General features: G+C 36.0%; 27 protein-coding genes. 21 read left to right on the forward strand and 6 right to left on the reverse strand.

Annotated features, from left to right (window positions below; all coding sequences use genetic code 11):
• Position 1 precedes the first annotated feature (1 nt).
• On the forward strand, positions 2–385 hold the full coding sequence (gene vcpD / locus LJC66_RS07575) for an ArsD-related vicinal cysteine protein VcpD (protein WP_230932186.1): 384 nt from the start codon (positions 2–4) through the stop codon (positions 383–385).
• Positions 386–647: 262 nt separating this feature from the next.
• Positions 648–1,652, forward strand: coding sequence for an inorganic phosphate transporter (locus LJC66_RS07580; protein ID WP_230932187.1), 1,005 nt, complete (start codon positions 648–650; stop codon positions 1,650–1,652).
• Between the two features lie 91 nt (positions 1,653–1,743).
• On the opposite strand, the gene LJC66_RS07585 is transcribed toward LJC66_RS07580, so the two are convergent.
• Complete coding sequence (locus LJC66_RS07585; protein WP_230932188.1) at positions 1,744–2,172, reverse strand: ArsI/CadI family heavy metal resistance metalloenzyme; 429 nt, start codon at positions 2,170–2,172, stop codon at positions 1,744–1,746.
• A 79-nt stretch (positions 2,173–2,251) separates the two neighbouring features.
• Positions 2,252–2,545 carry an ArsR/SmtB family transcription factor gene (locus tag LJC66_RS07590; protein WP_195697079.1) on the reverse strand — a complete coding sequence of 98 codons (294 nt, stop codon included), beginning with the start codon at positions 2,543–2,545 and terminating at the stop codon, positions 2,252–2,254.
• 375 nt (positions 2,546–2,920) lie between these two features.
• Here LJC66_RS07590 and LJC66_RS07595 point away from each other — a divergent pair, with 375 nt between their 5' ends.
• The 8 genes from LJC66_RS07595 (at position 2,921) to LJC66_RS07630 (ending at position 8,860) form a co-directional block, all read left to right on the forward strand.
• Complete coding sequence (locus tag LJC66_RS07595) at positions 2,921–3,409, forward strand: arsinothricin resistance N-acetyltransferase ArsN1 family A (protein ID WP_195694660.1); 489 nt, start codon at positions 2,921–2,923, stop codon at positions 3,407–3,409.
• 256 nt (positions 3,410–3,665) lie between these two features.
• Entirely contained in the window at positions 3,666–4,016 is a 351-nt protein-coding gene (locus LJC66_RS07600) for an ArsR/SmtB family transcription factor (RefSeq protein ID WP_230932189.1), read from the forward strand.
• Positions 4,017–4,031: 15 nt separating this feature from the next.
• Positions 4,032–5,330 carry an arsenical efflux pump membrane protein ArsB gene (locus LJC66_RS07605; protein WP_047751971.1) on the forward strand — a complete coding sequence of 433 codons (1,299 nt, stop codon included), beginning with the start codon at positions 4,032–4,034 and terminating at the stop codon, positions 5,328–5,330.
• A gap of 23 nt (positions 5,331–5,353) precedes the next feature.
• On the forward strand, positions 5,354–5,776 hold the full coding sequence (gene arsC / locus LJC66_RS07610) for an arsenate reductase (thioredoxin) (RefSeq protein WP_047751970.1): 423 nt from the start codon (positions 5,354–5,356) through the stop codon (positions 5,774–5,776).
• Between the two features lie 117 nt (positions 5,777–5,893).
• On the forward strand, positions 5,894–6,262 hold the full coding sequence (gene arsD, locus LJC66_RS07615) for an arsenite efflux transporter metallochaperone ArsD (protein ID WP_230932190.1): 369 nt from the start codon (positions 5,894–5,896) through the stop codon (positions 6,260–6,262).
• A 13-nt stretch (positions 6,263–6,275) separates the two neighbouring features.
• Positions 6,276–8,048 (forward strand): arsenical pump-driving ATPase, encoded by a 1,773-nt coding sequence (arsA, locus tag LJC66_RS07620; protein ID WP_230932191.1) that lies wholly within the window; start codon positions 6,276–6,278, stop codon positions 8,046–8,048.
• Between the two features lie 64 nt (positions 8,049–8,112).
• Positions 8,113–8,541: a protein-tyrosine phosphatase family protein gene (locus tag LJC66_RS07625; protein WP_230932192.1), complete on the forward strand. Its 429-nt coding sequence runs from the start codon at positions 8,113–8,115 to the stop codon at positions 8,539–8,541.
• Between the two features lie 34 nt (positions 8,542–8,575).
• Positions 8,576–8,860, forward strand: coding sequence for a HesB/IscA family protein (locus LJC66_RS07630; RefSeq protein ID WP_047751966.1), 285 nt, complete (start codon positions 8,576–8,578; stop codon positions 8,858–8,860).
• A 575-nt stretch (positions 8,861–9,435) separates the two neighbouring features.
• Here LJC66_RS07630 and LJC66_RS07635 read toward each other — a convergent pair.
• Together LJC66_RS07635 and LJC66_RS07640 are read right to left on the reverse strand one after the other, a co-directional pair.
• Positions 9,436–9,606: a hypothetical protein gene (locus LJC66_RS07635; RefSeq protein WP_165574757.1), complete on the reverse strand. Its 171-nt coding sequence runs from the start codon at positions 9,604–9,606 to the stop codon at positions 9,436–9,438.
• A gap of 333 nt (positions 9,607–9,939) precedes the next feature.
• Complete coding sequence (locus tag LJC66_RS07640; protein WP_230932193.1) at positions 9,940–11,031, reverse strand: YsnF/AvaK domain-containing protein; 1,092 nt, start codon at positions 11,029–11,031, stop codon at positions 9,940–9,942.
• 325 nt (positions 11,032–11,356) lie between these two features.
• Between LJC66_RS07640 and LJC66_RS07645 the strand changes: the two genes are divergently transcribed.
• Positions 11,357–11,668, forward strand: a complete 312-nt coding sequence (locus LJC66_RS07645) for a hypothetical protein (protein WP_230932194.1) — start codon at positions 11,357–11,359, stop codon at positions 11,666–11,668.
• Positions 11,669–11,832: 164 nt separating this feature from the next.
• Complete coding sequence (locus tag LJC66_RS28085) at positions 11,833–11,985, forward strand: DUF8096 family protein (RefSeq protein WP_483879672.1); 153 nt, start codon at positions 11,833–11,835, stop codon at positions 11,983–11,985.
• Between the two features lie 45 nt (positions 11,986–12,030).
• On the opposite strand, the gene LJC66_RS07650 is transcribed toward LJC66_RS28085, so the two are convergent.
• Entirely contained in the window at positions 12,031–12,228 is a 198-nt protein-coding gene (locus tag LJC66_RS07650; RefSeq protein ID WP_230932195.1) for a hypothetical protein, read from the reverse strand.
• A gap of 161 nt (positions 12,229–12,389) precedes the next feature.
• On the opposite strand from LJC66_RS07650, the gene LJC66_RS07655 reads away from it, so the two are divergent.
• The 3 genes from LJC66_RS07655 to LJC66_RS07665 all read left to right on the forward strand — a co-directional run bounded on the left by LJC66_RS07655 (position 12,390) and on the right by LJC66_RS07665 (position 15,805).
• Positions 12,390–13,526, forward strand: a complete 1,137-nt coding sequence (locus LJC66_RS07655) for a YibE/F family protein (protein ID WP_372586396.1) — start codon at positions 12,390–12,392, stop codon at positions 13,524–13,526.
• The gene (locus tag LJC66_RS07660; RefSeq protein WP_230932197.1) at positions 13,523–14,308 is read left to right on the forward strand and encodes a YibE/F family protein; all 786 of its coding nucleotides are present in this window, start codon (positions 13,523–13,525) and stop codon (positions 14,306–14,308) included. Before LJC66_RS07655 ends, LJC66_RS07660 begins: the two co-directional genes overlap by 4 nt.
• Before the next feature lie 720 nt (positions 14,309–15,028).
• On the forward strand, positions 15,029–15,805 hold the full coding sequence (locus LJC66_RS07665) for a DUF4046 domain-containing protein (protein ID WP_144635477.1): 777 nt from the start codon (positions 15,029–15,031) through the stop codon (positions 15,803–15,805).
• A gap of 89 nt (positions 15,806–15,894) precedes the next feature.
• Here the strand turns inward: LJC66_RS07665 and LJC66_RS07670 are convergent, their stop codons facing one another.
• A complete protein-coding gene (locus tag LJC66_RS07670) occupies positions 15,895–16,119 on the reverse strand; it encodes a YczF family membrane protein (RefSeq protein WP_098334763.1) in 225 nt (74 codons plus the stop codon).
• Between the two features lie 132 nt (positions 16,120–16,251).
• Between LJC66_RS07670 and LJC66_RS07675 the strand changes: the two genes are divergently transcribed.
• From LJC66_RS07675 to ltrA, 6 genes are all read left to right on the forward strand, one after another.
• On the forward strand, positions 16,252–17,874 hold the full coding sequence (locus tag LJC66_RS07675; RefSeq protein WP_230932198.1) for a spore germination protein: 1,623 nt from the start codon (positions 16,252–16,254) through the stop codon (positions 17,872–17,874).
• Positions 17,864–19,090 (forward strand): Ger(x)C family spore germination protein, encoded by a 1,227-nt coding sequence (locus LJC66_RS07680; RefSeq protein ID WP_230932199.1) that lies wholly within the window; start codon positions 17,864–17,866, stop codon positions 19,088–19,090. Before LJC66_RS07675 ends, LJC66_RS07680 begins: the two co-directional genes overlap by 11 nt.
• A gap of 21 nt (positions 19,091–19,111) precedes the next feature.
• Positions 19,112–20,221, forward strand: a complete 1,110-nt coding sequence (locus tag LJC66_RS07685; protein WP_230932200.1) for a GerAB/ArcD/ProY family transporter — start codon at positions 19,112–19,114, stop codon at positions 20,219–20,221.
• A 207-nt stretch (positions 20,222–20,428) separates the two neighbouring features.
• The gene (locus tag LJC66_RS07690) at positions 20,429–21,541 is read left to right on the forward strand and encodes a GerAB/ArcD/ProY family transporter (RefSeq protein WP_230932201.1); all 1,113 of its coding nucleotides are present in this window, start codon (positions 20,429–20,431) and stop codon (positions 21,539–21,541) included.
• 200 nt (positions 21,542–21,741) lie between these two features.
• The gene (locus LJC66_RS07695) at positions 21,742–22,842 is read left to right on the forward strand and encodes a GerAB/ArcD/ProY family transporter (RefSeq protein WP_230932202.1); all 1,101 of its coding nucleotides are present in this window, start codon (positions 21,742–21,744) and stop codon (positions 22,840–22,842) included.
• Positions 22,843–24,300: 1,458 nt separating this feature from the next.
• Positions 24,301–25,950, forward strand: a complete 1,650-nt coding sequence (gene ltrA, locus LJC66_RS07700; RefSeq protein ID WP_230932203.1) for a group II intron reverse transcriptase/maturase — start codon at positions 24,301–24,303, stop codon at positions 25,948–25,950.
• Positions 25,951–26,384: the final 434 nt, after the last annotated feature.

Below are 26,384 nucleotides of genomic sequence, written 5' to 3' on the forward strand. Positions count from 1 at the left end.
AATGAAATCAAGCGATTTAATCGAAATTTTCCCAAGTGTACCAAATGTTCAAGGAGATTGTTGTGATACAGATTCTAACTTGGAAGTAGAAACTGATTGCTGTGAAGATAGTCAAAGCTTTTATGAAGAAAGCCTTGAATTAAAAGATCAATTAAAAGAGCACTTTGATAAATCGGTAAATGTGCATCTTTATAATTATGATATTTCAATGGATCGCGTAATGGCTCAGAAAAAACTCAGCGAATTAATTAAACAAAGAGGATTTCAGCATATAAGCGAGGATACAATCCTTAAATATGTAACACCAGCTGTAGTTGTAAACGGGAACTTAATAAGCTTTGCAACTAAACCTCATCTAGAATTAGTAATAAAAGAAATTAACTAAGCGATAAGGAGCCAGCTTGCTGGCTCCTTATTCATAATAAGACCTATATATAAATAAAACATTGGCTTCTAAATAGAGAGATAAAATTCTTCAAAGGTAACAGACTATATCATAATGAAGGGGATTGAAGAAAGAGATGCAAAATCAAAAGATAAGTGAAGATATAGTAATTCAACCAAGGATAAGAAAGAAATTAAATTTTGGAACGAGCCCTCTAACAGGCTTAATCATCTCAATTGTAACGACAAGCTTCTTTGCACTAATGAATATTGTTCCTACAAGTTCCTTTTTAACGTTTATAGGGTTATGTGTTGTCGCATGGTTAGCTGCAGAAAATGGAGGAAACGATGTCTCTAAAGGTGTGTCCTCGTTAGTAGCTTCTGGCTATGCGAGTGCGTTAACAGCTATTATATATGGTGTTATCATGACAGCAATTGGAGGAGTATGTTCCTTTTTTCTTGCTTCTAAATTAGTTGGTTTATTTACTGCAGGTTTAATGAATCCAGACTATCAACTTACAGGCATTATGGCTTTAGCTATGGCTTTAGGAGCAACTCTTTGGGTAGCACTTGCCACTAAATTCTCGTTACCTGTTTCTACAACTCATGCCATTATCGGAGCAGTCATTCTAGTTGCATGTATTTCACAGGGGGTATCTAGTGTTTTATGGGGCAATCTTGGAAGTAAATTTGTTTTACCATTACTTCTTAGTCCTGTATTAGGTTTATGTATAGCTTGGTTACTTAATTTATTTATAGACAAAATTAAAATTAATCCACAAGTAGGAAAAGGTATTGCGTGGATATCTAGTGGCTTAATTTGTTTTGTTCGATCAGTCAATGATACGCCAAAAATTGTAGCAATTGCTTTACTAGTCTCAGTGTTAAATGGTTCCTCAGAACAAAGCAATACCTTACCATTTTCATTCTTCATTTTAGTCACGGTAGCAATGAGCCTAGGGAGCTTAATTAAAGGGCTGCCAGTCACAGAGTTGTTAGCAAAAAAAGTGACCAAATTAGATGAAAATAGCTCCTTATCAGCAGTGTTCACTACCACCTCATTAGTTATGGCATCGAGTCAATTTGGATTACCAGCTTCTACAACCCACGTAAGTACTTCTTCTATTATTGGAGCTGGATTAAAGAATGGACGAAAAGCAATGAATTTCGGAGTTATTAAAGAAATTATTCTATCATGGGTAGTTACTTTACCAGGAGCCGGGATTATTGCAATGGTCTTCTACTATATTCTAAAGTTACTCCTTTAACAGCTATTATATCTTTATACGATTTCCGAAGTAGAAGAACATGTTAGAGATTCAAAAAAAGCCTGTCTCCTTGAAGAGGCAGGCTTTTCATTTAACAACAAGTTTTAGGGGCTTTTTCATTTGGCCCTACATTGGAGCTAATTTTATGAACATCACTATTTGCTTTAGTGTAAAAGAATTCCCATTCATTTCCGTCCGGATCTGTTACCCAAAATTTATCTTGAACAGCATAACAACAAGTTGTATCCATCTCCTCACGAGCAAAGAATCCTTCTTTCGCTAATCGTTCTTTATGAGCAATTACTTCTTCTGCATCATTAACTTGGAATCCAAAGTGGTTGACTTGGTTCCCGTTTACCTCATCACGTACGTTTAGAGTAAAGTTAAGTCCTGGTTCATCTAATAGAAATTTCGCATAGTCTTCTTTTATCTTCTCAGGTTTTATGCCAAATACCTTTTGATAGAACTTAATCGATTGGTCTAAATTCGTTACGTTAATTCCTACATGAACATATTTCACTTAAAATTCCTCCTTAGTAATATAAGCACTACGTTAAATCAAAAAAAATTGATATATTCGGTAAAAAATAAGGATAAAATTATCCTTTTTCATTTTTAAATAAACAACGTAGCTCCTCAGATAATAAATGATTTAGCTCTTCGTTGTTTAGATCATAGTAATTCCAAGTTCCCTTTTTTTCTTTTGTAATCAAGTTAGCATCCAATAAAATCTTCAAGTGATAGGATAGTTTTGACTGGGATATACCAAAGAATTCAGTTAAATCACACACACATGTTTGACCTCGTTGACAAAGCTCATGCATAATTTCTAGTCTTTTTTGATCCGCAAGAGCTTTAAACTTTTGTTCGTATTGTTCAAATGTTTGCTTCATATCTTTTACTGTATCCATTACTCTTCTCCTTAATCAACTTTTTTTGATTTAATAGGTAAATGTATTGTATGCTTTTTCAAAATTTGTATACGTAGTTTTTCCGCGTAACATTGGATCATCATGAAAAAAACGTTTGAATATAAGGGTTTTAGCTTCGTTTTTGTCTATATTTTGTGTATTGACGACTAATCGGAAATAAGCATGAAAATACTCTACAGATAGGTTTCCTGAATTGTTAATTCTCATATTTTAACCTCACATTGAATGAATCAAAATTTCTTGATGTATTAATCATATCAAAAAAATTACAGAAATCAATTAATACATCAAAAAAAATCGATATAATAATTAAAGACTTAAGATAGGGGGAGTTTTATGAATGTTCGAATCATGAAAGAAGAGGATTTACCACAAGTTTTAAGTATTTATAACGAAGGAATTGAAGACAGAATTGCTACTTTAGAGGAAGATGTAAAGGATTTACCTTACATAAAAGAATGGTTGTATCATCGCAATGATCGGTATGAGGTTATTGTGGCCGAAAGAGAAGGAGAAATAGTCGGATGGGCTTCTTTAAATCCCTATTCTCATCGTTGTGCATATAATGGCGTAGCTGATGTATCCGTCTATATTCAACGTGAGAGTCGAGGAAAGGGGATTGGAAAAGCTTTATTGCACACCTTAGAAATTATCGCAAAGAAAAATAATTTTCATAAGCTAGTTCTCTCGACTTTTCCTTTTAATGAAGCAGGTCAGAAACTATACCGTAGTTTGGGGTTTCGAGAAGTTGGCGTTTTTTATGAACAAGGAATATTAGACGATCAGCATGTAGATGTGATGGCAATGGAGAAAATCCTTAAATAATTCGTAAAATCCTCTAAGGAATAATCTTGGGGGATTTTTCACATATAAGTAGAAGTTGATGTGAAGGTTAATTATTACATAAATTTCTTTATATATAAGTGAACAGTTAGATGGGTGCATGATAACAAGATGGGACTGATCTAACTTATTTAATCAAAAGGGTTGTAAATGTTTTAAAAAGCAAGTATATTAATACACATAAACATATAAGCAAATTATTATATATTAATTCTAGTTAACTAGGAGGTGTATGTACGTGGGTGTGAAAACAGTAGTTGAAATTGAAAAAGCAGCTCAAATTCTAAAATTGTTGGGTGATAAAACGCGCCTATCAATGATGAAGCTTTTACAAACAAATGAATGCTGTGTTTGCGAATTAGTAGAAATCTACAAGGCTAGTCAGCCATCCATTAGTCAGCATTTACGCAAGTTAAAAGATATTGGTTTAGTGAAGGAAAAACGAAAAGGACAATGGGTTTTTTATTCTCTTAACGAAGCACATGAAAATCACGATTTTATAATCAGTTTGCTTGCTTCATTACCAAGTCAAGATGAACGTTTAACTGAATTAGAAAAACAAGGCTTACGTATTAGTTGTTGTGAGTAATTGGAGGTTTAAAAATTGACATCAGTTGTCCTGGCGTCACTGATCTTTTTAGTGACATTAGTTTTTGTTATTTGGCAACCTAAAAACCTATCTATAGGTTGGTCAGCCTGTGGGGGAGCCGTCCTGGCTTTGCTGGCAGGAGTCGTTGATTTTCAAGATGTTCTGGATGTAACAAGCATCGTATGGAATGCGACCCTCACATTTATCGCAGTTATTATTATTTCCTTAATTTTAGATGAAATTGGTTTCTTTGAATGGGCAGCATTGCATATGGCAAGAGCTGCAGGTGGCAATGGTGTTCGTATGTTTGTATATGTTTCGCTACTTGGAGCCGTTGTTGCAGCCTTATTTGCGAATGATGGAGCAGCCTTAATTTTAACGCCGATTGTACTGGCAATGGTTCGCGCATTAAAGTTTGAAGATAAAATGGTCTTTCCATTTATAATTGCAAGTGGATTTATTGCAGATACAACGTCATTACCACTTGTGGTTAGTAACTTAGTTAATATCGTATCAGCTGATTTTTTTGGTATTCGATTTTCTGAGTTTGCATCACGTATGATTGTGCCAGATTTGTTCGCACTCTTCTCAAGCATTATTGTTTTATATCTATACTTCCGCAAAAGTATTCCTAAGAAGTACAATGTTGCGGATTTACAGAAACCAGTCGATGCGATTAAAGATGAAAAGATGTTCCGATTATCTGGGATAGTACTCGTTATTCTAGTCCTTGGTTACTTTGTTGGTGAATTTTTCGATATTCCGGTATCTCTCATTGCAGGAATTATTGCTGTTTTCTTCTTAGGAATAGCAAGAACAAGTCCAGCAGTGGAAACAAAAACAGTATTAAAAGGAGCACCGTGGGCCATTGTCTTTTTCTCCATCGGTATGTATGTCGTGGTATACGGTTTACGTAATGTTGGTCTAACAGAAGTGCTAGCCGATGTGATTCAAGCAACAGCCGATCAAGGCCTGTTTGCAGCAACCATTGGCATGGGATTTATTGCAGCCATTCTTTCATCCATCATGAACAATATGCCAACCGTTATGATTGATGCCCTTGCGATAGACGCAACACATACAACAGGAACGATTAAAGAAGCACTTATTTACGCCAATGTTATTGGATCAGATTTAGGTCCGAAAATCACGCCAATCGGTTCTCTTGCCACACTCTTATGGCTTCATGTTCTTTCTACAAAAGGCGTGAAAATCTCATGGGGAACCTATTTCAAAACAGGTATCATTTTAACCATTCCAACACTGTTTATTACACTTGTTGGTTTATATATTTGGTTACTTATTATTTCATAACATTTCTAAAGGAGATTTGACACATGTCTAAAAAAACACTTTATTTCTTATGTACAGGTAACTCTTGCCGTAGCCAAATGGCAGAAGGTTGGGCAAAAAAACATCTAAATAATGAAGAATGGGATGTACGCAGTGCAGGTCTGGAAGCACATGGGCTAAACCCCAATGCTGTCAAAGCGATGAAAGAAGCAGGCATTGATATTTCGAATCAAACATCTGATGTTATTGATCCTGAAATTTTAAATAATGCGGATTTAGTCGTCACGTTATGTGGTCACGCAGCAGATCACTGCCCAGTAACGCCTCCTCATGTAAAACGTGAACACTGGGGATTTGATGATCCAGCAAAAGCAGAAGGAACAGATGAAGAGAAATGGGCATTCTTCCAACGTGTACGTGATGAAATCGGAGAGCGTATTCACCGTTTTGCTGAAACAGGTAAATAATCATTAAAATTAAATAGCCGGGAGAGTTTCTCTCGGCATATCCTTTATCTTTTATATAAGTATATTATTATAAACTACTTTTAAAAAGGTATAGTCTACATAAAGGGAGATGAAATTATGAAGAAAGTAGAGATTTTTGATCCAGCTATGTGTTGTTCAACAGGTGTTTGTGGTCCTAGTGTTGATCCTGAATTAACAAGGGTGGCTTCAGCTGTATTCTCCTTGGAGAAAAAAGGGTTCGATATTACACGTTATAACTTAACAAGCGAACCAAATAAGTTCGTTGATCAAGTAGCAGTTAATAAGATTCTTATGAGTAAAGGTCCAGATGCTTTACCAGTGGTATTAGTGGATGGTGAAGTAGAGAAAACTGGAAGCTACCCAACCAATGAAGAATTTGCTGAATGGTTTGGTGTTAAAACTGAAGAATTAAAGAGCGAAAAACCACGCATGTCGATCAAATTAAATATTAATAATCCAAAATAGGGAGGTAAAAGAAATGTTCAAATCTTTTCAACCCGAAAAAATGGTTCAAACACCCTTTTTATTTTTTACAGGTAAAGGCGGTGTTGGCAAAACATCCATAGCATGTGCTGTAGCTGTTTCGTTAGCAGATAACGGTCATAAAGTACTGATTGTTAGTACAGATCCTGCTTCAAATTTACAAGATGTATTTGAAATTGACTTGAGAAACGAGCCAATTGAGATACCGATGGTGAAAAATTTATATGCTTGTAACCTGGACCCTGAAGAAGCAGCAAAAACATACCGTGAGAAAGTCGTAGGACCTTATCGTGGAAAACTCCCTGATGCTGTTGTTTCTACTATGGAAGAACAATTATCTGGAGCTTGTACGGTAGAGATTGCTGCATTTGATGAGTTTACAAATTTACTTGCTAATGAAGAAATGGTCAACCAGTTTGATTATATTCTTTTTGATACAGCGCCAACAGGGCATACACTTCGCTTGTTACAATTGCCTAGTGCATGGACTGGTTTCTTAGATGAAAGTACACATGGAGCTTCTTGTTTAGGGCCTTTATCAGGTCTAGATGAAAAGAGAGGTTTATACGCAAAAACGGTAGAAGCTTTATCAAATCCGGATCAGACGACTTTAATGTTAGTGGCTCGGCCCGATGTTTCTTCTCTAGAAGAGGCAAATAGAGCTTCAAAAGAATTAAAAGATATTGGCATTTTAAATCAAAACTTAATTGTGAATGGGTTAATGAGTCAATATGTACAAGGCGATGAAATATCTACTGCTTTTTATACTCGACAACAAGAATCATTAAAGAAAGTGCCAGAAGAACTTCAACAAATGGTTATGTATTCAGTGCCTTACGTATCTTACCCTTTAACGGGTATTAATCATTTACGTCGTTTGTTTAAATCAGAGACATTACCAGAAACCGAAATTAAAAATGTAGAGCTTTCTCCAGAAAAGTTATCCGAGTTTAAAGATGTTGTAGAAGACTTCTCTAAAAATGGAACAAAAGTTATTTTCACAATGGGTAAAGGCGGTGTTGGTAAAACAACAGTAGCATCTGCCATTGCAGTAGGACTAGTTGAAAAAGGCCATCGTGTTCATTTAACTACCACAGATCCTGCAGCCCATTTAGATTTTATTTTTAGTAATAGTGGAGCAAAGGAATTACTAAGCATCAGTCGAATTGACCCTAAAGCTGAAGTAGATGCTTATAAAAAAGAAGTACTTACAAAAGCTAGTGAGGAACTTGATGAAGATGGCATTGCTTATATTCAAGAAGACTTAAATTCACCATGTACAGAAGAAATTGCTGTGTTTCGAGCTTTTGCGGATGTGGTAGCTAAGTCAAATGATGAAATTGTAGTCATTGATACAGCACCAACTGGTCATACGTTGCTTTTACTTGATGCTAGCGAGTCTTATCATAAAGAATTGGAAAAAGCTACAGGAGAGGTTCCAGAAAGCGTTAAAACGTTACTGCCACGTTTACGTAATCCAAAAGAAACGAGTGTAGTTATTGTAACTCTTGCAGAAGCAACGCCAGTATTAGAAGCGAATCGTCTTCAGGAAGACTTGAAACGTGCTGAAATTACGCCAAAATGGTGGGTTATCAACCAAAGTTTGTACGCAACAGATACAAAGGATGCTATTTTAAAGGGAAGATCACAAGCTGAAAAAGCATGGATTAAGAAAATAAAGAACGAATTAACATCTAATTGTGCTATTATTCCCTGGCAACCAGAAGAGAAAATCGGTTACGAAAAAGTCAAAGAGTATATTCAATAATTCAAAGTGGGAAGTAACCTGTTTTAATAATGATTCAGACATTAAAATTATAGAGGTGGACAACATGAATAACAAAAATTATCAATCATTAATTGACAATCGTATTTTTATTGGTGGTGCAGCTGATGTAAAAGAAATAATGAAAAATGATAAAGTAGATGTGATTTATGACTTACGTGCAGAATCATTAGAACATGATGCTCCAGAAGTACGTGTTCATACGCCAATTGTAGATGATGCAGAAAACCAAGATGAATCTATTGAAAATGCAATTAATGAAGTAATAAAATCGTACAAGGAAGAGAAGAAGATTTACTTCCATTGTGCAGGAGGAAGTAATCGTACTGGTACGATTGCAATTGGAACTCTGTTAGCACTTGGAGAAGCTGATTCCATTGCAGAAGCCGAAGAAAAAGCAAAAGCAGCTCGTGCTAAAATTAATGTAAAACCTGAAATGAAAGCTTCACTTCAACGTTTATTTCCAGAAGCTTAACCAATAAATATAATTGAAGATAGGGAGAGATTAGATGAATATCACAGATGGAGCTAAAAAGATGTTAGAAGATGTATTCGCTGAACAAGGAGCTAAAGGCATTCGTTTTTACTCTGAAGGTGCTGGATGCTGTGGACCTCAAGTCGGTTTATCATTAGACGAACCTACTGAGGATGATACAGTCCAAGAAATTAACGGTATTCAAGTAGCTATTGAAAATACAGTACTATCTACAACTCAAGGGCTTACACTTGATGTTCAAGAAGGTCCTCAAGGTGCAGGATTTGTTTTGGTAGGAATGGATAACAGCTGTTGTTAATTAAATAATTAACTTTAAAACTGTAGAATATATGTGGTAAAAAGAGAAGGTTAAAATCTTCTCTTTTTTATTTACCTTTGTTTACTTCTTTTTAGGACCTAGAAGATACAATTCGTTATGCTGCCAGTGATTCTCATTACGTTCTACTTCAATTTTTGATACAACTTTAGATCTCCCATTCAGTTGATGAAAAATATACGCGACTAAGCCACGTTCCAACATATAAAGAAGAGCATATATTTTATAAACATCTAATGATCACCTGCTGCTGTATAGTTTCTTTTTATTTCTATGAGTAGACAGGCAAAATTGTGGGTTTTAATACAAATTTAAATTGTTTATATCTCAATTTCAAAAGTATTCTTAACAAATTGAGATATAAAAAAGCGCAGTCTAAGACACTCAAACGATTTTACTCTATCTATAAACTAACTCTATGCACTTACTATTATATTGGACCATAAAAGGCCCCCTTTCTCCTGAAATAAATTGGTTCCTAGAATATGTCTTATGTAAACTAGAAAAGGAAGTAAAGCAAACCCTTCTCATTTCTGAGTTAGGGTTGTAATTTTTATTTATACATGTAACTGCTGATTAACCAATCTCTTTACTCTCTCATAGGCTTTGACCTCACCTTGGTAAAAACATGCACTGTTCCAGTCTTCCCTTTTCTCCGCATCCTTTCTCCACGCATCAGATTGTTCTAGTAACTTATCAATGTATTCAATAAACTTCTTTCGTTCCATTTAATCACCTGCTTCTATTGGAATTGGAAATATTTATAAATTATTTTGATAAGTAATATTTCTAGAGTTTAGTGAGAATACCTGTTGGAATTTGATACAATCTCCAGGACTTTTAGGAATAAAAGAAATGACCCCCAGTAATGAAAGTCATTTCTTTTATTTTATTGCCTGTTTATGCTCATTTTAATAAGTTATTTTAATGCTTTTTTGATTTTAGAAACATTACTTATGTTAATTTAAAGAGAAATAAAAAAAGCTGCCAATACAGCTAGGCAGCCCTTCCTTAAATATCCCTAATTATTCTCTCTGCTATAAACCATAGAGGAGATATACTTATTTCTTTTGCTCGTTTGTTAATTTCTCATTGTTTTTTCTTTTTTCAGAAGTCGTAATATCTGTATCTTTAGTTTGACTTTCTGGTTTCTGGTTGTTTACTGGGGTTGCAACCTCTTCAATTTCTTTAATAACAGGAGAAGTTGTCACTTTAAGTTGAGCTTCTTGTTTCTTGTTGGGTGAAAGTTTAACTTTTTCCTCTTTTGGAGCATCAGAGGCAATTGCGGCAGCAACTTCTTGGTAACTTTGATCTACGTGATTATCCATGTTTTGATAGATTTCAGAGTCAGCAAGTTCAGGAATCACGGGAAGTTCTGACTGTTCAATTTTTGCTTCTTCCTTTAGAACAGTATCCTTCATCTCTTTAATCTCTTGAATTTTACGCTTACCAATGATGACTTCTTCCACAACTACAGGCCTCTTGGTTACTTCAACTCGCTCCTCCATAATAGGAATACGAATGATCTCGTTCTCTGTCAATGGGCTACCATCATACTGACCGTCTATGACCGGGCGACGTTCTACGTAGACTTCCTCACGCATAACTGGAACCTGGATAGTTCGTAGTTCTTCTACAATTTCCTTACGAAGGTTTATTTCCCCAGTCTGACCTCGCTCTTTCCTTACATTAAGCTGCTCTTCACGAAGTTGCACTGACCTATGCCCCTCTGTCTCGTATGGCGACTCCCTAACCGTAGTATGTGAAGGAATTGTTTGAGTTTCATCCACATCAATTAGGACAAGGATTTTCCCTTCCTTTACACCCATTTCACACTGTTTTGCAGTAAAGCTTTGAATCCCCATTCCGACAAGTTTTGAAGTTAGGCCACCAGCTTGGATAGTAGAAATCATTCCACCTGTCATCATGGTAAGAAAGCTGTCCATCATCACACCTGCCAACGAACTTACAGCTGGTGTTCCAGCTTCTATCATTACATTCGTTTCAGTCCCTAACTGTAAAGTATTATTGCTATCCTTTGCTATTACTAATATGTCTGTTTCACGATACCCCTGATGTTTTAACCCCTTAATTTCATGTATCACTTCTTGCTCCGAATGAAAAGCCCCTGCAACTCGTTTTCTCGTTCCCATTTTCCCTTCCCCTTAAATTTTAATTAAACGAAAACTTCTTTTCACATTTAATTCCATCCTTATTGTGTATATCATGTACCCAGTGGGTTTCTATTTAAAACTTGATACGGATGACTATGTAAATGACCCCTAAATTATAAAATGTAGAAAGATGAAGTAGAGGCAATATCCATATTCGGGAAAACTTTAGAGTTTTTATTGAAAAAGAACATTTGTTCGTATATAATATGAAAAAGGAAAAACTTCATATTTTTCCTTAATTGAAACATATAGGATATTTAATGCAGAGATAATTTACAATTAGTTTTCATGTGGGAGAAAAGCAATGAATTCTACATACCATCATTTAAAAGATACAAAAAAAGAAGAAGGACAAAAAGAATTACTTGAGAGAAACCTAGAAGCTCATAGAAGTAGAAGATGGGTAACCAACTCTATTTACGCTATGTCCCTACTTGTAGTCGTACTTTGTTTCTATTTTCATGTACCAAAGGCTGCAATTATTACTCTAATCTTATTTTTGATATGTGCAATTAGCGAAATACTGTATAGAGCGTTAGATAAAAAGATAGAACTACGGTTAAAACGGATTAAACAGGAGAAAAGAAAGATCATATTTAAAGGAAATAAATCCTAACAGCTTTTCTACGAATTCCTTTCTGCTATACAGATCTGAAATTATTTTTCACATGTGAACGAAGAAGAAAGAGTTAGCTTCATTATAGAATGAAGTAAAAAAGCAGTACTTTAACTATTCAAAGACTGCTTTCTGACTATATAGAAGAGAAAGATTAGCAAAAAATTATCCTTGATAAAGTTTATGACTATGCTGAATTTCCGAATAAAGTTAGTGTCCAATGCGATAACTGCAATTCATCTTACTTCAAAAGTTCTATAAAAGGTGCCATTTTTCTACGTGAATGTCGAGAGTGCGGGATGAAAAAGAGTATTTAAATATAGATGATATAGAAAAAGAGAAGGTTAAAAACCTTCTCTTTTTTAGTTTAATTGTGTTTTATCAATAGTTTCCGATGTGGTGTCGTAACCAGTCATCCCTTGGTACCCTGTATACGCACTACCATTAAATGCAGGAATCTTTTTAGAATATGATTCATATGTAGTAGATGCTTCAGCTACTCCTCCCGTAATTAATAATCCAAAAGCAGATACTAGGGCAAGTGCCTTACCTTTTTTCATATGTATTTTCTCCTTTTTTAAGCTATCAACCTTAGGAAATTTTGTTTCAATCCTTTATCCATGATACAATGCATTGTTCTCTCTTTTTTCACTAAGTAAATATAAGCTATAACAATTCTGATGAATATAGAACAGACCCCTTCCGAACGGAGGAATTCGAGATTAAAATGATCATTAATAAATTGAAAAAGATGTCTATAAAACAATGGGTGGTTTATTCCCTTATCGTGTTTTGTTTTGTCCTCTCCATCATTTTTGTGAATCATAATAGCTCATTCTACAAGCAGCCGATAGCTGAAGTGTTGAGCACCCATTTGCAAAGTAAAGAGAAAGTGACCGATCAGCATAACAATAAGGACCAAACCTATAAACAAAGTATCAAAGCCGAAATAAAAAACGGCAAAGACAAAGGGAAAGTTATTCATTTAGAAAATGAATACTCCTCATCTGGCGCTTATGATCAAAAGTATAAACCCGGTAATCAAATCTTCGTTATAATTGATAAGCATTCAAAAGAAAAGCACTTAACCGGATCCATTAAGAATGCCAAGCGAGACAAGTACGTTCTGCTTGTCGGATGGCTTTTCATCTTCACGCTCCTTTTTGTCGGTAAGGAACGGGGATTCCTTGCCTTGATCAGCTTGTTGGTTAATGCTGCTCTGATGTCCTTCGCATTGGATATTTACGTGAACAGTTCATACAAAAGCTTAGTTTTCATCTGCAGTATATTGGTCATCTTGTTTACAGTCATTTCGTTGCTGCTCCTCAATGGTGTAAATGAAATGACGTACGCTTCGATCACATCCACACTGCTGGGCATCTTCCTAACGTTAGGAGTTATGTATGCCGTGGTCCATTTTACAAATGGAAACGGATTAAGATATGAAGGAATGCAATTTTTGACTCGACCGTATGAAATTGTCTTTATGGCTGGCTTGTTGATTGGATCATTAGGGGCGGTCATGGATGTTTCAATCACCATTTCCTCTTCCCTCTTTGGGCTTTATGAAAAGAATGAAAAGATAAGCTTAACGGTACTTCGAAAATCAGGAATGGACATTGGGAGAGACGTCATGGGCGCATTAACCAACATCTTGTTTTTTGTTTATGCGGCGGGATCCATTCCGTCCATGATTTTGTATTTAAAGAATGCTTCACCATTAGGGTTTACCCTTTCCATGAACCTTTCCTTAGAGATTGCACGTGCACTGGCAGGAGGAATTGGCATTATGCTAACCATCCCAATCGCCGTGTACACATCTATCTATTTTATTAACCAAAAGAGGAAAAGAATATGAATGCATTAGTCATCCTGTCACTGATCCTACTTGTTTTAATGATTGTAATTGGCGGATATAGAGGAATGCGCTCTTTTATATCCTTGTTTTTGAACTTTGGTGTGCTTATGTTTACCATTTTTCTTATGCTCGGCCCGCAAATGAATCCAGTCATCATCACTTTAATTTCGTGTGCAATCATTAGTTGTATTAATCTCTTTTTCATTAATAACGTAGATCGAAAAACAGGAACTGCTTTTCTTTCTACAATTGTCACGATTGTTCTTTTGATTGTATTAATTGAGGTGATCGTGAACGTATCTATGATTCAAGGGTATGGTGAAGAAGAGACTGAAGAGCTTGCTGTCTTCTCCCTTTTTGTAGGCATTGATTTTGTTAAAATAGGAGCTTCTGTCATGATCATCAGTACAATCGGTGCGATTACAGAGGTTGCCATATCAATCACTTCATCAATGGGCGAAACAATGAAGCATCACCCTTCAATCAGCAGAAAAGACTTATTCTTGTCCGGAATGAGAATAGGAAAGGATATTCTTGGCACTGATACGAACACGCTGTTCTTTGCCTTTTTTGGAGGCTATCTCGCACTTCTCATCTGGTTTAAGGATTTACATTATTCCATCGGTGCGATCGTGAACTCCAAAATCTTTGGTGCGGAAATGATGACCATTTTCTTTGCGGGGATTGGAGTAGCTCTCATTATTCCGGTTACAGCTTGGATCAATACCTATTTTTCTGTGAAAGCGAGAGAAAAAGCATTGAAAGAAAGCAATGAGAACTAAATAGAAGAAACAAAAAACCCTCTTCGAATGATACGAAGAGGGTTTTACTCAGATTATTAACTGATTGAACCTTCCATTTCAAACTTAAAACCACCTATATATGAGATGATATTATTTAAAAACGTTCGTAAAAGTGGTGTGTCAATATAAAGTCGTTCGTACAGTGTTTTTATACTTTTTCGAACACTGAAAAGCGTTCGCTAATTGAATTTCATTTTTGTTCGTAAAGATATACTTTTATGAACTATATATTTTGTGTTATTGTTAAATTTATACAAATAATTCCACTTTAAATATAGGTTTAAATACTATATCCATAATTGCATAAAAAAACCTATTCCCTGGTGCTTTGATGTGGGAATAGGCTCAATGAGTTAAGATGACATTTCGAAAAATCTCCAATTAACATGCCTTTTTTATTTTACAACAAATCAAATTAGAAAACGATTACATTTTTTGTTTTAAACACAAAAAATTCGCAGCTTAGAAAGAGTGGTGGACTCGTTGGAGTTGGGTTTCAAGAACCAATATGCACGAGTATATATTTTCCTTTATCAATTACCTTATCCCTATTTACATAATAAAAAGAAAAGCTACTGATAAAGGATAAGTAGCTTTTCTTTTTATTATGTATCTTATCAGATTCAGCTCCATTCGTATATAAATCCCATTATTATACATAATAATAAAAATATACTTTCTCAAAAGGGGCTTTCGATAGTGAATAGAGAACAAGTCATTGAAGTTTATCAAGATGTTCTAGAAAAGAGAAGAAAAAGATTTCCTAATTATTTCTTTGTAGGTAAGGAAGGAAAAAAATATATGCGCTATATGACATGCTATTTACTTGAGCAACACTTATCAATCCCCATCGATAAAATCCCTTTTCAAGTAGGTGCCAATACATTATGGTCTCATCGTCTCAGACCCCCTGCTATGCTATATGGATGGAATTATTATGAAGTCATTGATAATGCCTATCCAGGAAAATTTAAACCTTGGCAATTCCAACAAACTCCTGATAAATATTGGGAGGGAGAAGAAGGAAAGAGAAGAGCTATTGAGGCAGTAAGATATGTAATAGAGGAAAAAATGAAGATTCCTATGGAAGAAATACCCTTTCGAGTTAATTTTAATTTTTTTAGACAACATGGTTTAGGTGGCGCCTTTACGCTTTTAGGCTATTCCCCTTTTCAAATAGTTGAAGCGATTTATCCTAGTGTCTTTAGGCCTTGGCAATTTGCTCATGTTCCCATGAATTGTTGGAAAAATGAAGAATATATTCGAGAGGCAATGGATGATTTCTTATTCAAACAGCTTCATTTCTCTTCCTATCAGGAGGCTTTTCTCCAATTAAAGAGAAGTCATTTTACCGATTTTCAGTTAACTGGTCTCTTTCAAATGGCTTTTGATTCCAGAATGAATAATGTAAGGAAATGGATAAATGAACAACTAAATAACACAGACGATGAATTATTTTATATGAATCTTAATTAATGAAAGAACTGATTGAAACGGGTAGCCTGAACTAAATTACCATTATGTCCATTTCCTATTTTTAAAAATGATAATTGATGAGTATATTGTTACTTGCTTTGATTTTTCTTCTTCATAAAAAGATATAAAGATTCAGCAAAAAAAAGAAAAAGAAGAAAAAAGAGTACAAATAATTCAGCGACTTCCATTACCCTAAATGGACTCACGGCGTTGTACAACGCCTGAGAAACATCAAATCCTTGAACAATATCAATACCTAAAGAAAAGCCCATTAAACATCCCATCATTAAAAGGCTAATACCTATGATTTTCATATCTATCACGCTCCATATAATAGGTTCTTCCCTTTCTTCTATGATGATACATAAATATTTATTGTTAATTTTTACATAAAAAACTCTTATATGGTTAAAGTAATAAAAACTGAAAGAAGGGTGCTTAAATCTATGCCTTCGTTTTTTAAAGATCGCAAACCAAAAAAGAAACGGCCACAGGGTAACGAGAATCAAACTACTGATCATCAAATAGAACGGATACAGGTTTCATTATCAGGTAACCTTAACATGATTAAGCAGAAAACCGGAAATAGTTCAGATGTCGTTATTCGTGAGATAAAAATGGGGGGGGATTCTGACATTAAAACAGCGATTGTCTATGTAGAAGGAATTGTAGACAATCAGTCGATTCAAGAGTATCTACTGCAATCTATGATGAAGGATGATCATAAAGAAGTAATAAATCAGCAAAATGCGATAGACCTGCTTTCTAAAGATATAATGACAATTGGAAACATATCTTCAATCACTAACTTGGATGATTTATTTGCATCTTTAATGGCAGGAGATACTCTTATTTTAGTGGATGGAGTAGATCAGGCACTGAGTGCTAGTACCAAAGGTGGAGAGAAGCGTTCCATTGCGGAATCTACTACCCAAATGGTAGTGCGAGGACCAAAAGGAGCATTTACAGAGTCTCTTGGGACCAACACAGCTATGGTACGCCGCATCATTAAGACCCCAGATTTATGGATGGAGTCTTTAAAAGTTGGGCGTGTAACAAAGACAGATGTGACGCTTATGTACGTACATGGCATTGCCAATGATAAAGTCGTCAAAGAAATTCGTCAGCGATTAAATCGAATTGATATCGACAGTATTTTGGAATCAGGATATATTGAACAACTAATAGAGGATCAAACATTGACTCCTTTTCCAACTATATACAACACGGAAAGACCTGACGTGGTAGCAGGGAACCTGTTAGAAGGGCGAATTGCTATATTTGTGGATGGAACCCCATTTGTGCTGATTGCGCCAGCTGTGTTCATGCAATTCTTCCAATCGGCTGAAGATTATTATGCTCGTTTTGACATTGCAACCTCAATTCGTCTTTTACGTATTTTTATGTTTATGATTTCGCTAATCGCGCCTGCTACCTATGTCGCGGTGACAACCTTCCATCAGGAAATGGTGCCAACCACGCTCATTGTAGCGATTGCGGCACAGAGGGAGTCCGTCCCTTTTCCGGCATTTGTGGAAGCTGTGCTTATGGAAATAACCTTTGAAATCTTACGCGAAGCAGGGATACGCTTACCTAAAGCTATTGGTTCAGCAGTATCCATTGTCGGCGCCCTTGTAATTGGTCAAGCAGCCGTTCAAGCAAGTATTGTGTCACCAGCAATGGTTATCATTGTATCAATCACAGCCATTGCTAGTTTTGCCACACCTTCTTTTGATATGGCGATTTCAGCTCGTTTAATCCGTTTTTTGTTTATGATTGGTGCAGCAACATTTGGTTTCTATGGCATCATTTTGTGCCTTTTATTGATGGTTGTCCATCTATGCGGCTTACGATCATTTGGAGTACCCTACATGGCTCCATTTGCTCCCTTCATCCCTGTAAACAATGCTGATACGGTTGTGAGATTACCATGGTGGACACTGAGACAAAGACCACGATTAATTACTGCTAATACGGTTCGAGAAGGGACAAATCAACACCCACACCCTCCTGCATCTCGAGGTATGGTGAATCGAGATTTTGAAGAAGGTAACAACAATGAAGCGTAAAGGTTTTTTTCTTTTATTAATGATGGCAATGACGCTCTTGCTCACAAGTTGCTGGAGTAAAAAAGAATTAACGGATCTTGCTATTGTATCAGCCATGGGTATCGACGAAACGAAAGATGGAAGATTTCACTTAACACTTCAAATTATTAATCCAGGAAACGTGGCAGGAGGTATGCAAGGAGGAGGAGGCAGTCAAAGCCCTCCTATTACCATCTATTCGGCTTCAGGGGATAATATAGTAGAAGCAAGTAGACGGGCTTCAGGCAGAATCTCTCGACGATTGTATTATGCTCATACAAACTTAGTCGTAGTTGGAGAAAGACTGGCCAGAAAAGAAGGACTTAATACGTTAATCGATGGTTTAGATCGGGATCCGGAATTTCGAAATACTTCCACTCTTGTGATTGCGAAAAACTCGACCGCAGCTGACCTTGTCAAAACATTAACGCCAGTTGATAAAATTCCAGCGAATAAAGTGCTAAAAACCTTAGAATTTACGGAAAGAAAATGGGGAGAGAATGTAAAAACATCACTCCAAGAAGTGATGAAGAGCATTGAGTCCCCTGGAAGAGGAACTGTCGTATCAGGATTTCGTCTAGTTGGTAATCCCCAGCAAGCACAAAAGCTAGATAACCTTCAGGAAAGTGAACCCGAGGCAACGCTTCGAGCTTCCGGAATTGCTGTCTTAAAACAAGGAAAGCTAGTGGATTGGCTGTATGGAAAACCAGCAAGAGGAACGGTATGGATTCTCAATAAAATCCAAGGAACGAATATTAATATTGATTGGGCAGGAAAGAAAGAAGCTATTGCTTATCAAACCGTACGACAAAAAACAAGTGTGTCTGCTCAAGTGAAGAATGGCAAACCTCATATTTCTGTTCATACACGTGTTGAAGGAGATATCGGTGACATGGAGGTACCTGTTGATATCACCAATCCAAAGGTCATTACAAAAATCGAACAATCCGTGAGGAAAGAAATTAAAAAAGAGCTAAAGACAGCTATTGAACGTGCCCAAAAAAACAAAACGGATATTTTAGGATTTGGCGAAGTAGTTCACCGTACTAGACCAAATCAATTTAAAAAATTAAAAACAGAATGGAATGATGTCTACTTTCCAAAGTTAGATGTAGATATCACAGTGGAAGCCTATGTACGTCGAGCTGGCTTACGAAATAAATCGTTTCTTTCAGGAGTAAAAGAGAATCAAAAGTAAGGAGAAGGAGGTGCCAGTTAAATGGAGAAAGCAAAAATCAGTGCCAGTCAGCTCTTTATTTTAATGGTCCTGTTTGAGCTTGGGAGTGCTTTACTGGTACCTCTCGCCATCAGAGCTAAACAGGATGCCTGGCTTGCGATTCTGCTCGGCATGTTAGGAAGTTTTGTTTTATTTTTAGTTTATCATAAACTTTATACCTATTATCCTGACCTTTTGCCTACAGAATATATGCAAAAAATTTTAGGTAAAGTGATGGGTACTGTACTTGCCTTTGTTTACATTCTTTACTTTATGTACGATGCCTCAAGAGTTCTACGTGATTTTGGTGAAATGTTGTTAACTTTTTCCTATCCTGACACGCCTTTATTCATTGCCAATGCATTATTAATGCTTGTCATTATTTACACCATTAGAAAAGGAATTGAGGTCATCGCTCGATCAGGAGAACTGCTTTTTATTTTTATGTATGTCCTTGCCGTTGGTGGCTTTATCTTAATTATATCTTCTGGGTTAATTGATTTTAAAAATTTACAACCTGTTTTGGAAGAAGGGTTACTATCATCGGTAAAGGTTGCATTGGCTGAAACGTTATATTTTCCGTTCACTGAAGCGATTGTGTTTACCATGATTTTGCCGTATTTAAATGATTCTAAGAAAGCAAAGGTGACCATGCTATGTGCAACTGGATTAAGTGGAATCAATTTGGTTATTATCATGCTCATTAATATTAGCGTGCTTGGAGTTAATCTAACTGCGCGTTCCGAATTTCCACTTCTTAGTACAGTCGCGAGCATCCAAGTAGCTGATTTTTTAGAACGACTTGATGTATTTTTTATGCTTGCTATGGTGATTGGGATTTTTTTTAAGGTTACCATATTATTTTATGCAGCCACCATAGGAACAGCTAACTTATTCAAAGTTAAGTCACCTTCAATGTTAGCGTATCCTTTAGGTATTGTTATTCTATTTTTATCTATCACGATTGCGAGTAATTTCCAAGAACATCTCCATGAAGGATTATATATAGCCAAGTTTATTCTGCATATTCCTCTATTCACAATAATTCCCCCTATCCTTCTTTTTATAGCTTTCTTACAAAAAAGGAAGAAGCATGGGGGAAACCATGTTTGACTAGCTAGTTTTCATATAGAATATTGTCTTTATAGCCTCATTTCCTAATAAGGTAATTACCCGTAGAAAGATTCTCTCTACACTAGAGTTACCTTTAGAACAAATCTCATCTTTATTACATAACGTTCGAAAGTGATAGAAAGTTAAATAACCATTCAAAAAAGCAGAAGGACGCTTTAATAAAACCAAAAAGGAGGTCGCAATTGAATGGAAAAAGCTAAGATTAGTTCTAGTCAGCTCTTTATCTTAATGGTTCTGTTCGAGCTGGGTAGTGCTTTACTGGTACCTCTTGCGATAGATGCAAAACAAGACGCTTGGCTTGCAATTCTCCTTGGAATGGTATTCAGTTTCGTTCTATTGTTAATCTACCACAAGCTTTATACCTATTATCCTGACCTTTTGCCTACAGAATATATCCAAAAGATCTTAGGGAAAGTATTAGGTACCGTACTGGCTTTTGTTTACATTCTTTATTTTATGTACGATGCCTCAAGGGTTCTACGTGATTTTGGTGAAATGCTGTTAACTTTTGCCTATCCTGACACACCTTTATTCATTGCCAATGCATTATTAATGCTTGTCATTATTTATACCATTAGAAAAGGGATTGAGGTCATCGCTCGATCAGGAGAACTGCTTTTTATTTTCATGTATGTCCTTGCCGTTGGTGGCTTTATCTTAATTATATCTTCTGGCTTAATTGAGATTAAAAATTTACAACCCATTTTAGAAGAAGGTTTATTCCCTGTCCTAAAAGTGGTATTTACTCAAACCTTGTATTTTCCATTTACAGAAGTCATTGTATTTACCATGATTTTGCCGTATTTAAATAATCCTAAGAAGGCAAAGGTGACCATGCTATGTGCAACAGGGTTAAGTGGAATCAATTTAATTATTACCATGCTTATTAATGTCTGTGTACTTGGTGTTGATTTAACTGCACGTTCACAATACCCACTTCTTAGCACAATTCAGAGCATCCAAGTAGCTAATTTTTTAGAAAGGCTTGATGTATTTTTTATGCTTGCTTCAATTATCACTATCTTCTTTAAAATCTGCTTGTTATTTTATGCAGCTGTCATAGGTACAGCAAATTTATTCAAGGTTAAATCACCTTCAAGGTTATCGTATCCTTTAGGGCTAATCATTCTCTTTTTATCTATTACCATTGCGAGTAACCTTCAAGAACATAACTATGAAGGGCTGAAGGTGGCAATGTTCACTATACACATTCCTCTTCTTGGGATTATTCCTCCTTTGCTTCTTCTTGTAGCTTTCTTTAAAAACAGGAAGAAGCATGAGGAAAACACATTTAACTAGCTAATTTTCATATGTAATATTGTCATTCTTGTTAAGCTCTCCAGTAAAGTTCTTACCCGTAGAAAGAATACTTTTAGCCTAGAATTAACCTTAAAGTAAATCTGCTATCTATTACATAACGTTTAAAAGATTGTACGTTATGAAAGGTCGAGAAAGCAAAAGATTAATTTAAATAAAATTAGAAAGGAGGTTCCAGTGGAATGGAGAAGGCAAAAATTAGTGCCAGTCAATTATTTATTCTAATGGTTTTGTTTGAACTAGGTAGTTCTTTATTGGTACCTATTGCAATGGATGTAAAACAAGATGCCTGGCTTGCGATTCTGCTTGGGATGGTAGGAAGTTTTGTTCTATTTCTAGTCTATAATAAGCTGCATTCTTATTACCCGGATCTCCTGCCTACCGAGTACATGCAAAAAATCATGGGTAAAGGGATTGGAACGGTACTTGCCTTTGTCTACATCCTTTATTTTATGTATGATGCAGCAAGGGTTCTCCGTGATTTTGGCGCGATGTTGTTAACCTCCGCCTACCCTGAGACTCCTTTATTCATTGCACATACTTTATTAATGCTTGTCGTTATTTATACGATTCGAAAAGGAATCGAGGTTGTAGCTCGCTCAGGAGAGATCCTTTTTATATTTATATATATTTTTGCCATCATGGGATTTATTCTCATCGTATGTTCAGGTTTAATCAAGTTTACAAACTTACAGCCAGTACTTGAGGAGGGTGTATTCCCCGTCCTGAAAGTTGCATTTACTCAAGCTATCTATTTCCCGTTTGCAGAAGCGATGGTATTTACAATGATTTTACCCTATTTAAAAAACCAAAAAAAGGCAAAAATGACGATGTTATGTGCAACAGGACTAAGTGGAATCAACTTAACTATTACCATGCTTATTAACATTAGTGTACTTGGGGTTGATTTGACTGCACGTTCACAATTTCCTCTTCTTAGTACCGTACAAAGCATCCAGGTAGCTGACTTTTTGGAACGTCTTGATGTATTTTTTATGCTTGCTTTAGTTATCGGTGGTTTCATTAAGATTAGTGTGTTGTTATATGCAGCTGTCATAGGTACGGCTAACTTATTTAAGATTAAATCACCTTCACGCCTTTCATACCCTTTGGGCTTCGTTATTCTATTTATGGCTAGCACGATTGCCAGCAATGTTCAAGAACATCTACATGAAGGACTAAAGGTAGAAATGTTTATTCTGCATATGCCTATCCTCGGGATTATTCCTTCTCTGCTTCTTCTTGTTGCTTTCTTGAAAAATAGAAAGAAACAGAGGTCATAAAAGGTTTATTTGCATTATTTCCTTCGAAGATGAGGTGGTTCTTACAATCTGTTAAACCCCTATAAGACAAGGCTTATCAGGGTGAATTTACACTATTTGAGGTGGTTTTCATGTATACCTGGTTTTATGATCATTTTGTTAATACAATTCTATTTCCTCTTACTTGTATAGTAATGGTAGCCATCACGTTAAGTACATATACATACTTAAAATTGAGGAAAGCAAATAATCAATAGTCTCTAGGAATTGTTGATTTTTAATATCGGTCTTTCTTCCCCCCCTTTAAAAAAGCTGATTATGTGTAGTTTACTTTTCGTCATATCATTAAGTGAAACTAAACGTATTTTATTAAAAGTAGTGTTATTGATTTTACTCCGTGTCGACAAATGAAACTTTTTTCTACAAAGTATTACGCTTCTAAATCACAGAATATCAATGATTATTTAACAGTTATTTCTTTTATTTCGACGCGAATTTTTCTAAAAAGATATACTTTTACGGATAAGATATTTAAATCTATTACAAGATGTTAAAGTAATTATTATCGTTAACAAAATAAAAGAGCAACCTCGGCATTGGCAAGCGAGGTTGCTTTCACATAAGGGGTCGTTCAAACGTATCCGAGAATGAACAACCCGACTATAACATATTTTTAATATTCATACTATTTCCGATGTGCTCTACATATGTATAAAAGGTGGTCTTTTTATACATCAACATCTCTTTGGTTGTGCTCCTAAACGTTAGTGTGTCAAAGATGTATAAAAAGCTGCATAAAGCAGAAATCGTAACCTCATCGGAATCCTTGCCTACCAAGGGTTCTTTTTTTTGTGTGTATTCCGGAAAGAGGTATTATGGTGCGACAAGAAGTCGCTTTCTTACAGTGTAGCTAACGCTACTTATCTAGACGCGAAGATGATCTCCATCCAAAACGGCATTCTTGGTAACGAGTTTGTCGGTTGCATGAGGAAATGCGGAAACAGAGGACAAATGCATGGTCCAGAATACTGCTAGGAGAAGATAGGCATGGTAAACGAAAGTGAAGGTTTGTAAGCTTCGTTACTCTTAGCTCAAGATAATGCATAGATTGGCTTGGGTCTTGGTAAGAGGAACAGTAGAATCATAATGCTACTCTGATGCGTCCCGCATCTTACCCGGAGTAAAGAACCTACCTACCCCTATCGTATCTGTAGAATGTGGAACTTGGTAAGCCCTATGTCATCTGCATCAGCAGTAGAATGACTGCAAAGTCAAACGATGTGACAGAGGGTATGGGATATGAGAAAAAGCTAAAGCCGTTAACTTGAAAGGGAACAGGAAAGCAGGAACACTGTATAACTGGACGGATATTGTCGTCTTTATGGACAATGACAGGCTCGAAAGAGCGCCCACTTCTCATGGGTCTTCAACACGAAAATAAAGTTGTGGCTATCTTCTAACGAAAAGGAGCGTGCTGTTATGAATACCTCTCTACGAGCGTCGGCGCACGTCTCGCATAAAGATTGGTACTCTATTGATTGGAGTATTATACAAAAATATGTAGCGAAGTTACGACAAAGAATTTATCGTGCCGAACAACAAAATCAACAAAGAAAAGTAAGGAAACTTCAACGTTTACTCCTTCGGAGTAAAGCAAATCTACTGCTTTCTATTCGCAGAGTAACACAACAAAATACCGGAAAGCGAACACCTGGTGTAGACGGCTATACGGTCTTCAAACCAAATGAACGTATCACACTATATCAACAACTGTTAGGATATAATGTCTTTCAACATCGCCCAAAGCCAGCGAAACGAACGTTTATCGCTAAGAAAAATGGGAAGCTAAGACCTCTCGGTATTCCGACGATACGAGATCGAGTGTATCAAAACGTAGTAAAGAACGCACTGGAACCTCAATGGGAAGTTAGATTCGAAGCCACTTCCTACGGTTTTCGTCCTAAACGAAGTACACACGATGCTATAAGTAACCTCTTTAACAAGCTGAACACAAATAGTAAGAAAAAGTGGGTATTTGAAGAAGATTTCCTAGGATGTTTCAACCATCTTAACCATAATTGGATAGTAGAACAAACATCTTCATTCTCAGGAAGTACTCTTATTAAAAGATGGCTCAAAATGGGATGCATAGAGCAGGATATGCTCCATAAAACAACAGAGGGAACTCCTCAGGGAAGTATTGTGTCCCCTCTTCTGGCCAATATTGCGTTATGTGGGATGGAAAAAGAGATTGGTATCTTCTATAGAAAAACACACAAATCAAATGGAAGATATAAAATCGATCCCAAATGTAAAATAGGACGTATTCTTTACGCAGATGACTTCGTCATCGTAACGGAAACGAAGGAACAAGCTGAAAGTATGTATCAGAAACTCAATCTTTACTTACAAAAGCGAGGAATTAAATTGAGTGAGGATAAAACCAGAATTACACATATCGAGAGTGGGTTTGATTTCCTTGGTTTTTCACTCCGACAATACAAAACGGAACAAGGCAATAAGTTATTAATCAAACCCAGTAAAGACAGTATCAGAAAAGCAAAAAGCAAGATAAAAGATACGTTCGCAGTGATGCGAGGACGACCCGTAAAAGAACTAATACGTGTTTTAAACCCAATTATTCGTGGTTACGGACAGTATTGGAAACATGTCGTTTCTAAAAAGACGTTTGGTTATATAGACAACTACGTCTTCTTGAAAATAAGGAAACATCTTAGACAATTGCATCCAAGGAAGTCTTGGAAGTGGATTAATAAGCGCTATTTTAAGAAACCCCACCATGGTGGAAATAATAAATGGATTCTCACATGTCCACTTACTAATATTCAATTGTTGAAGATGTCTTGGATTAAAATAGAACGACATGTCATGGTAGCCTACAAGAACAGCCCAGATGATCCGAATCTAAAAGAGTATTGGGAAAAGCGAGACCGAAAGGTCTTTAATAGCGAAAATACTTTAGATAGGATGAAACTCGCAAGGAAACAAGGATATCGTTGTGCATTGTGTAAGCAGACTCTACAAAATGGAGAGAAAGTTACAGTGCGAAACCTAGAGGTTTCTACAGGTAAATTGGCTAAATTAGTACATGTACCATGTCTTGAATAAGTTGTTTGGATAAAAAGAAGGCTTGAGCCGTATGACGGGAAATCTGTCACGTACGGTTCTTAGGGGGGCGGGCGCTCGTGAGAGTGCCTGCCTACCCGACTTAACTAACTTTGTATATGATATACAGCTTAAAAACAGAAAAACTCCCCCAATGCGTTAAGGAAGTTTTCTGTGTAAAATTCGAATAAGAAAGTCCGTAGATGCCTCACGGCGTCTTGTATAGTTTGCTCACTGTATTTAATATTATTCGAAATAGGCAAGTTTAATATAATAAAAAGTAGACAGAATATTTTATTAATTACTTTACTTTGTAAACGCTTTCATTTATACTGAGTGTAGGTTGGATGGCATGAGTGGCTGTCATAGTATTTAGCGTAGGTGGGGCTGATACGAGGAAACAGGGCATAAAAGAAATGTCCTTATTTGCTTAGGAA

This window comes from Priestia sp. TSO9 (assembly GCF_021029645.1).
In the GTDB taxonomy this organism is placed as follows: domain Bacteria; phylum Bacillota; class Bacilli; order Bacillales; family Bacillaceae_H; genus Priestia; species Priestia megaterium_E.

What these genes read in the sequence shown, in the direction of transcription:
- vcpD (WP_230932186.1), top strand. Translation starts at nt 2, where the DNA reads ATGAAATCAAGCGATTTAATCGAAATTTTCCCAAGTGTACCAAATGTT.
- LJC66_RS07580 (WP_230932187.1), top strand. Translation starts at nt 648, where the DNA reads ATGAATATTGTTCCTACAAGTTCCTTTTTAACGTTTATAGGGTTATGT.
- LJC66_RS07590 (WP_195697079.1), bottom strand. Translation starts at nt 2,545, where the DNA reads ATGAAGCAAACATTTGAACAATACGAACAAAAGTTTAAAGCTCTTGCG.
- LJC66_RS07595 (WP_195694660.1), top strand. Translation starts at nt 2,921, where the DNA reads ATGAATGTTCGAATCATGAAAGAAGAGGATTTACCACAAGTTTTAAGT.
- arsC (WP_047751970.1), top strand. Translation starts at nt 5,354, where the DNA reads ATGTCTAAAAAAACACTTTATTTCTTATGTACAGGTAACTCTTGCCGT.
- arsD (WP_230932190.1), top strand. Translation starts at nt 5,894, where the DNA reads ATGAAGAAAGTAGAGATTTTTGATCCAGCTATGTGTTGTTCAACAGGT.
- arsA (WP_230932191.1), top strand. Translation starts at nt 6,276, where the DNA reads ATGTTCAAATCTTTTCAACCCGAAAAAATGGTTCAAACACCCTTTTTA.
- LJC66_RS07625 (WP_230932192.1), top strand. Translation starts at nt 8,113, where the DNA reads ATGAATAACAAAAATTATCAATCATTAATTGACAATCGTATTTTTATT.
- LJC66_RS07630 (WP_047751966.1), top strand. Translation starts at nt 8,576, where the DNA reads ATGAATATCACAGATGGAGCTAAAAAGATGTTAGAAGATGTATTCGCT.
- LJC66_RS07635 (WP_165574757.1), bottom strand. Translation starts at nt 9,606, where the DNA reads ATGGAACGAAAGAAGTTTATTGAATACATTGATAAGTTACTAGAACAA.
- LJC66_RS07640 (WP_230932193.1), bottom strand. Translation starts at nt 11,031, where the DNA reads ATGGGAACGAGAAAACGAGTTGCAGGGGCTTTTCATTCGGAGCAAGAA.
- LJC66_RS07645 (WP_230932194.1), top strand. Translation starts at nt 11,357, where the DNA reads ATGAATTCTACATACCATCATTTAAAAGATACAAAAAAAGAAGAAGGA.
- LJC66_RS07650 (WP_230932195.1), bottom strand. Translation starts at nt 12,228, where the DNA reads ATGAAAAAAGGTAAGGCACTTGCCCTAGTATCTGCTTTTGGATTATTA.
- LJC66_RS07660 (WP_230932197.1), top strand. Translation starts at nt 13,523, where the DNA reads ATGAATGCATTAGTCATCCTGTCACTGATCCTACTTGTTTTAATGATT.
- LJC66_RS07670 (WP_098334763.1), bottom strand. Translation starts at nt 16,119, where the DNA reads ATGAAAATCATAGGTATTAGCCTTTTAATGATGGGATGTTTAATGGGC.
- LJC66_RS07675 (WP_230932198.1), top strand. Translation starts at nt 16,252, where the DNA reads ATGCCTTCGTTTTTTAAAGATCGCAAACCAAAAAAGAAACGGCCACAG.
- LJC66_RS07680 (WP_230932199.1), top strand. Translation starts at nt 17,864, where the DNA reads ATGAAGCGTAAAGGTTTTTTTCTTTTATTAATGATGGCAATGACGCTC.
- LJC66_RS07685 (WP_230932200.1), top strand. Translation starts at nt 19,112, where the DNA reads ATGGAGAAAGCAAAAATCAGTGCCAGTCAGCTCTTTATTTTAATGGTC.
- LJC66_RS07690 (WP_230932201.1), top strand. Translation starts at nt 20,429, where the DNA reads ATGGAAAAAGCTAAGATTAGTTCTAGTCAGCTCTTTATCTTAATGGTT.
- LJC66_RS07695 (WP_230932202.1), top strand. Translation starts at nt 21,742, where the DNA reads ATGGAGAAGGCAAAAATTAGTGCCAGTCAATTATTTATTCTAATGGTT.
- ltrA (WP_230932203.1), top strand. Translation starts at nt 24,301, where the DNA reads ATGAATACCTCTCTACGAGCGTCGGCGCACGTCTCGCATAAAGATTGG.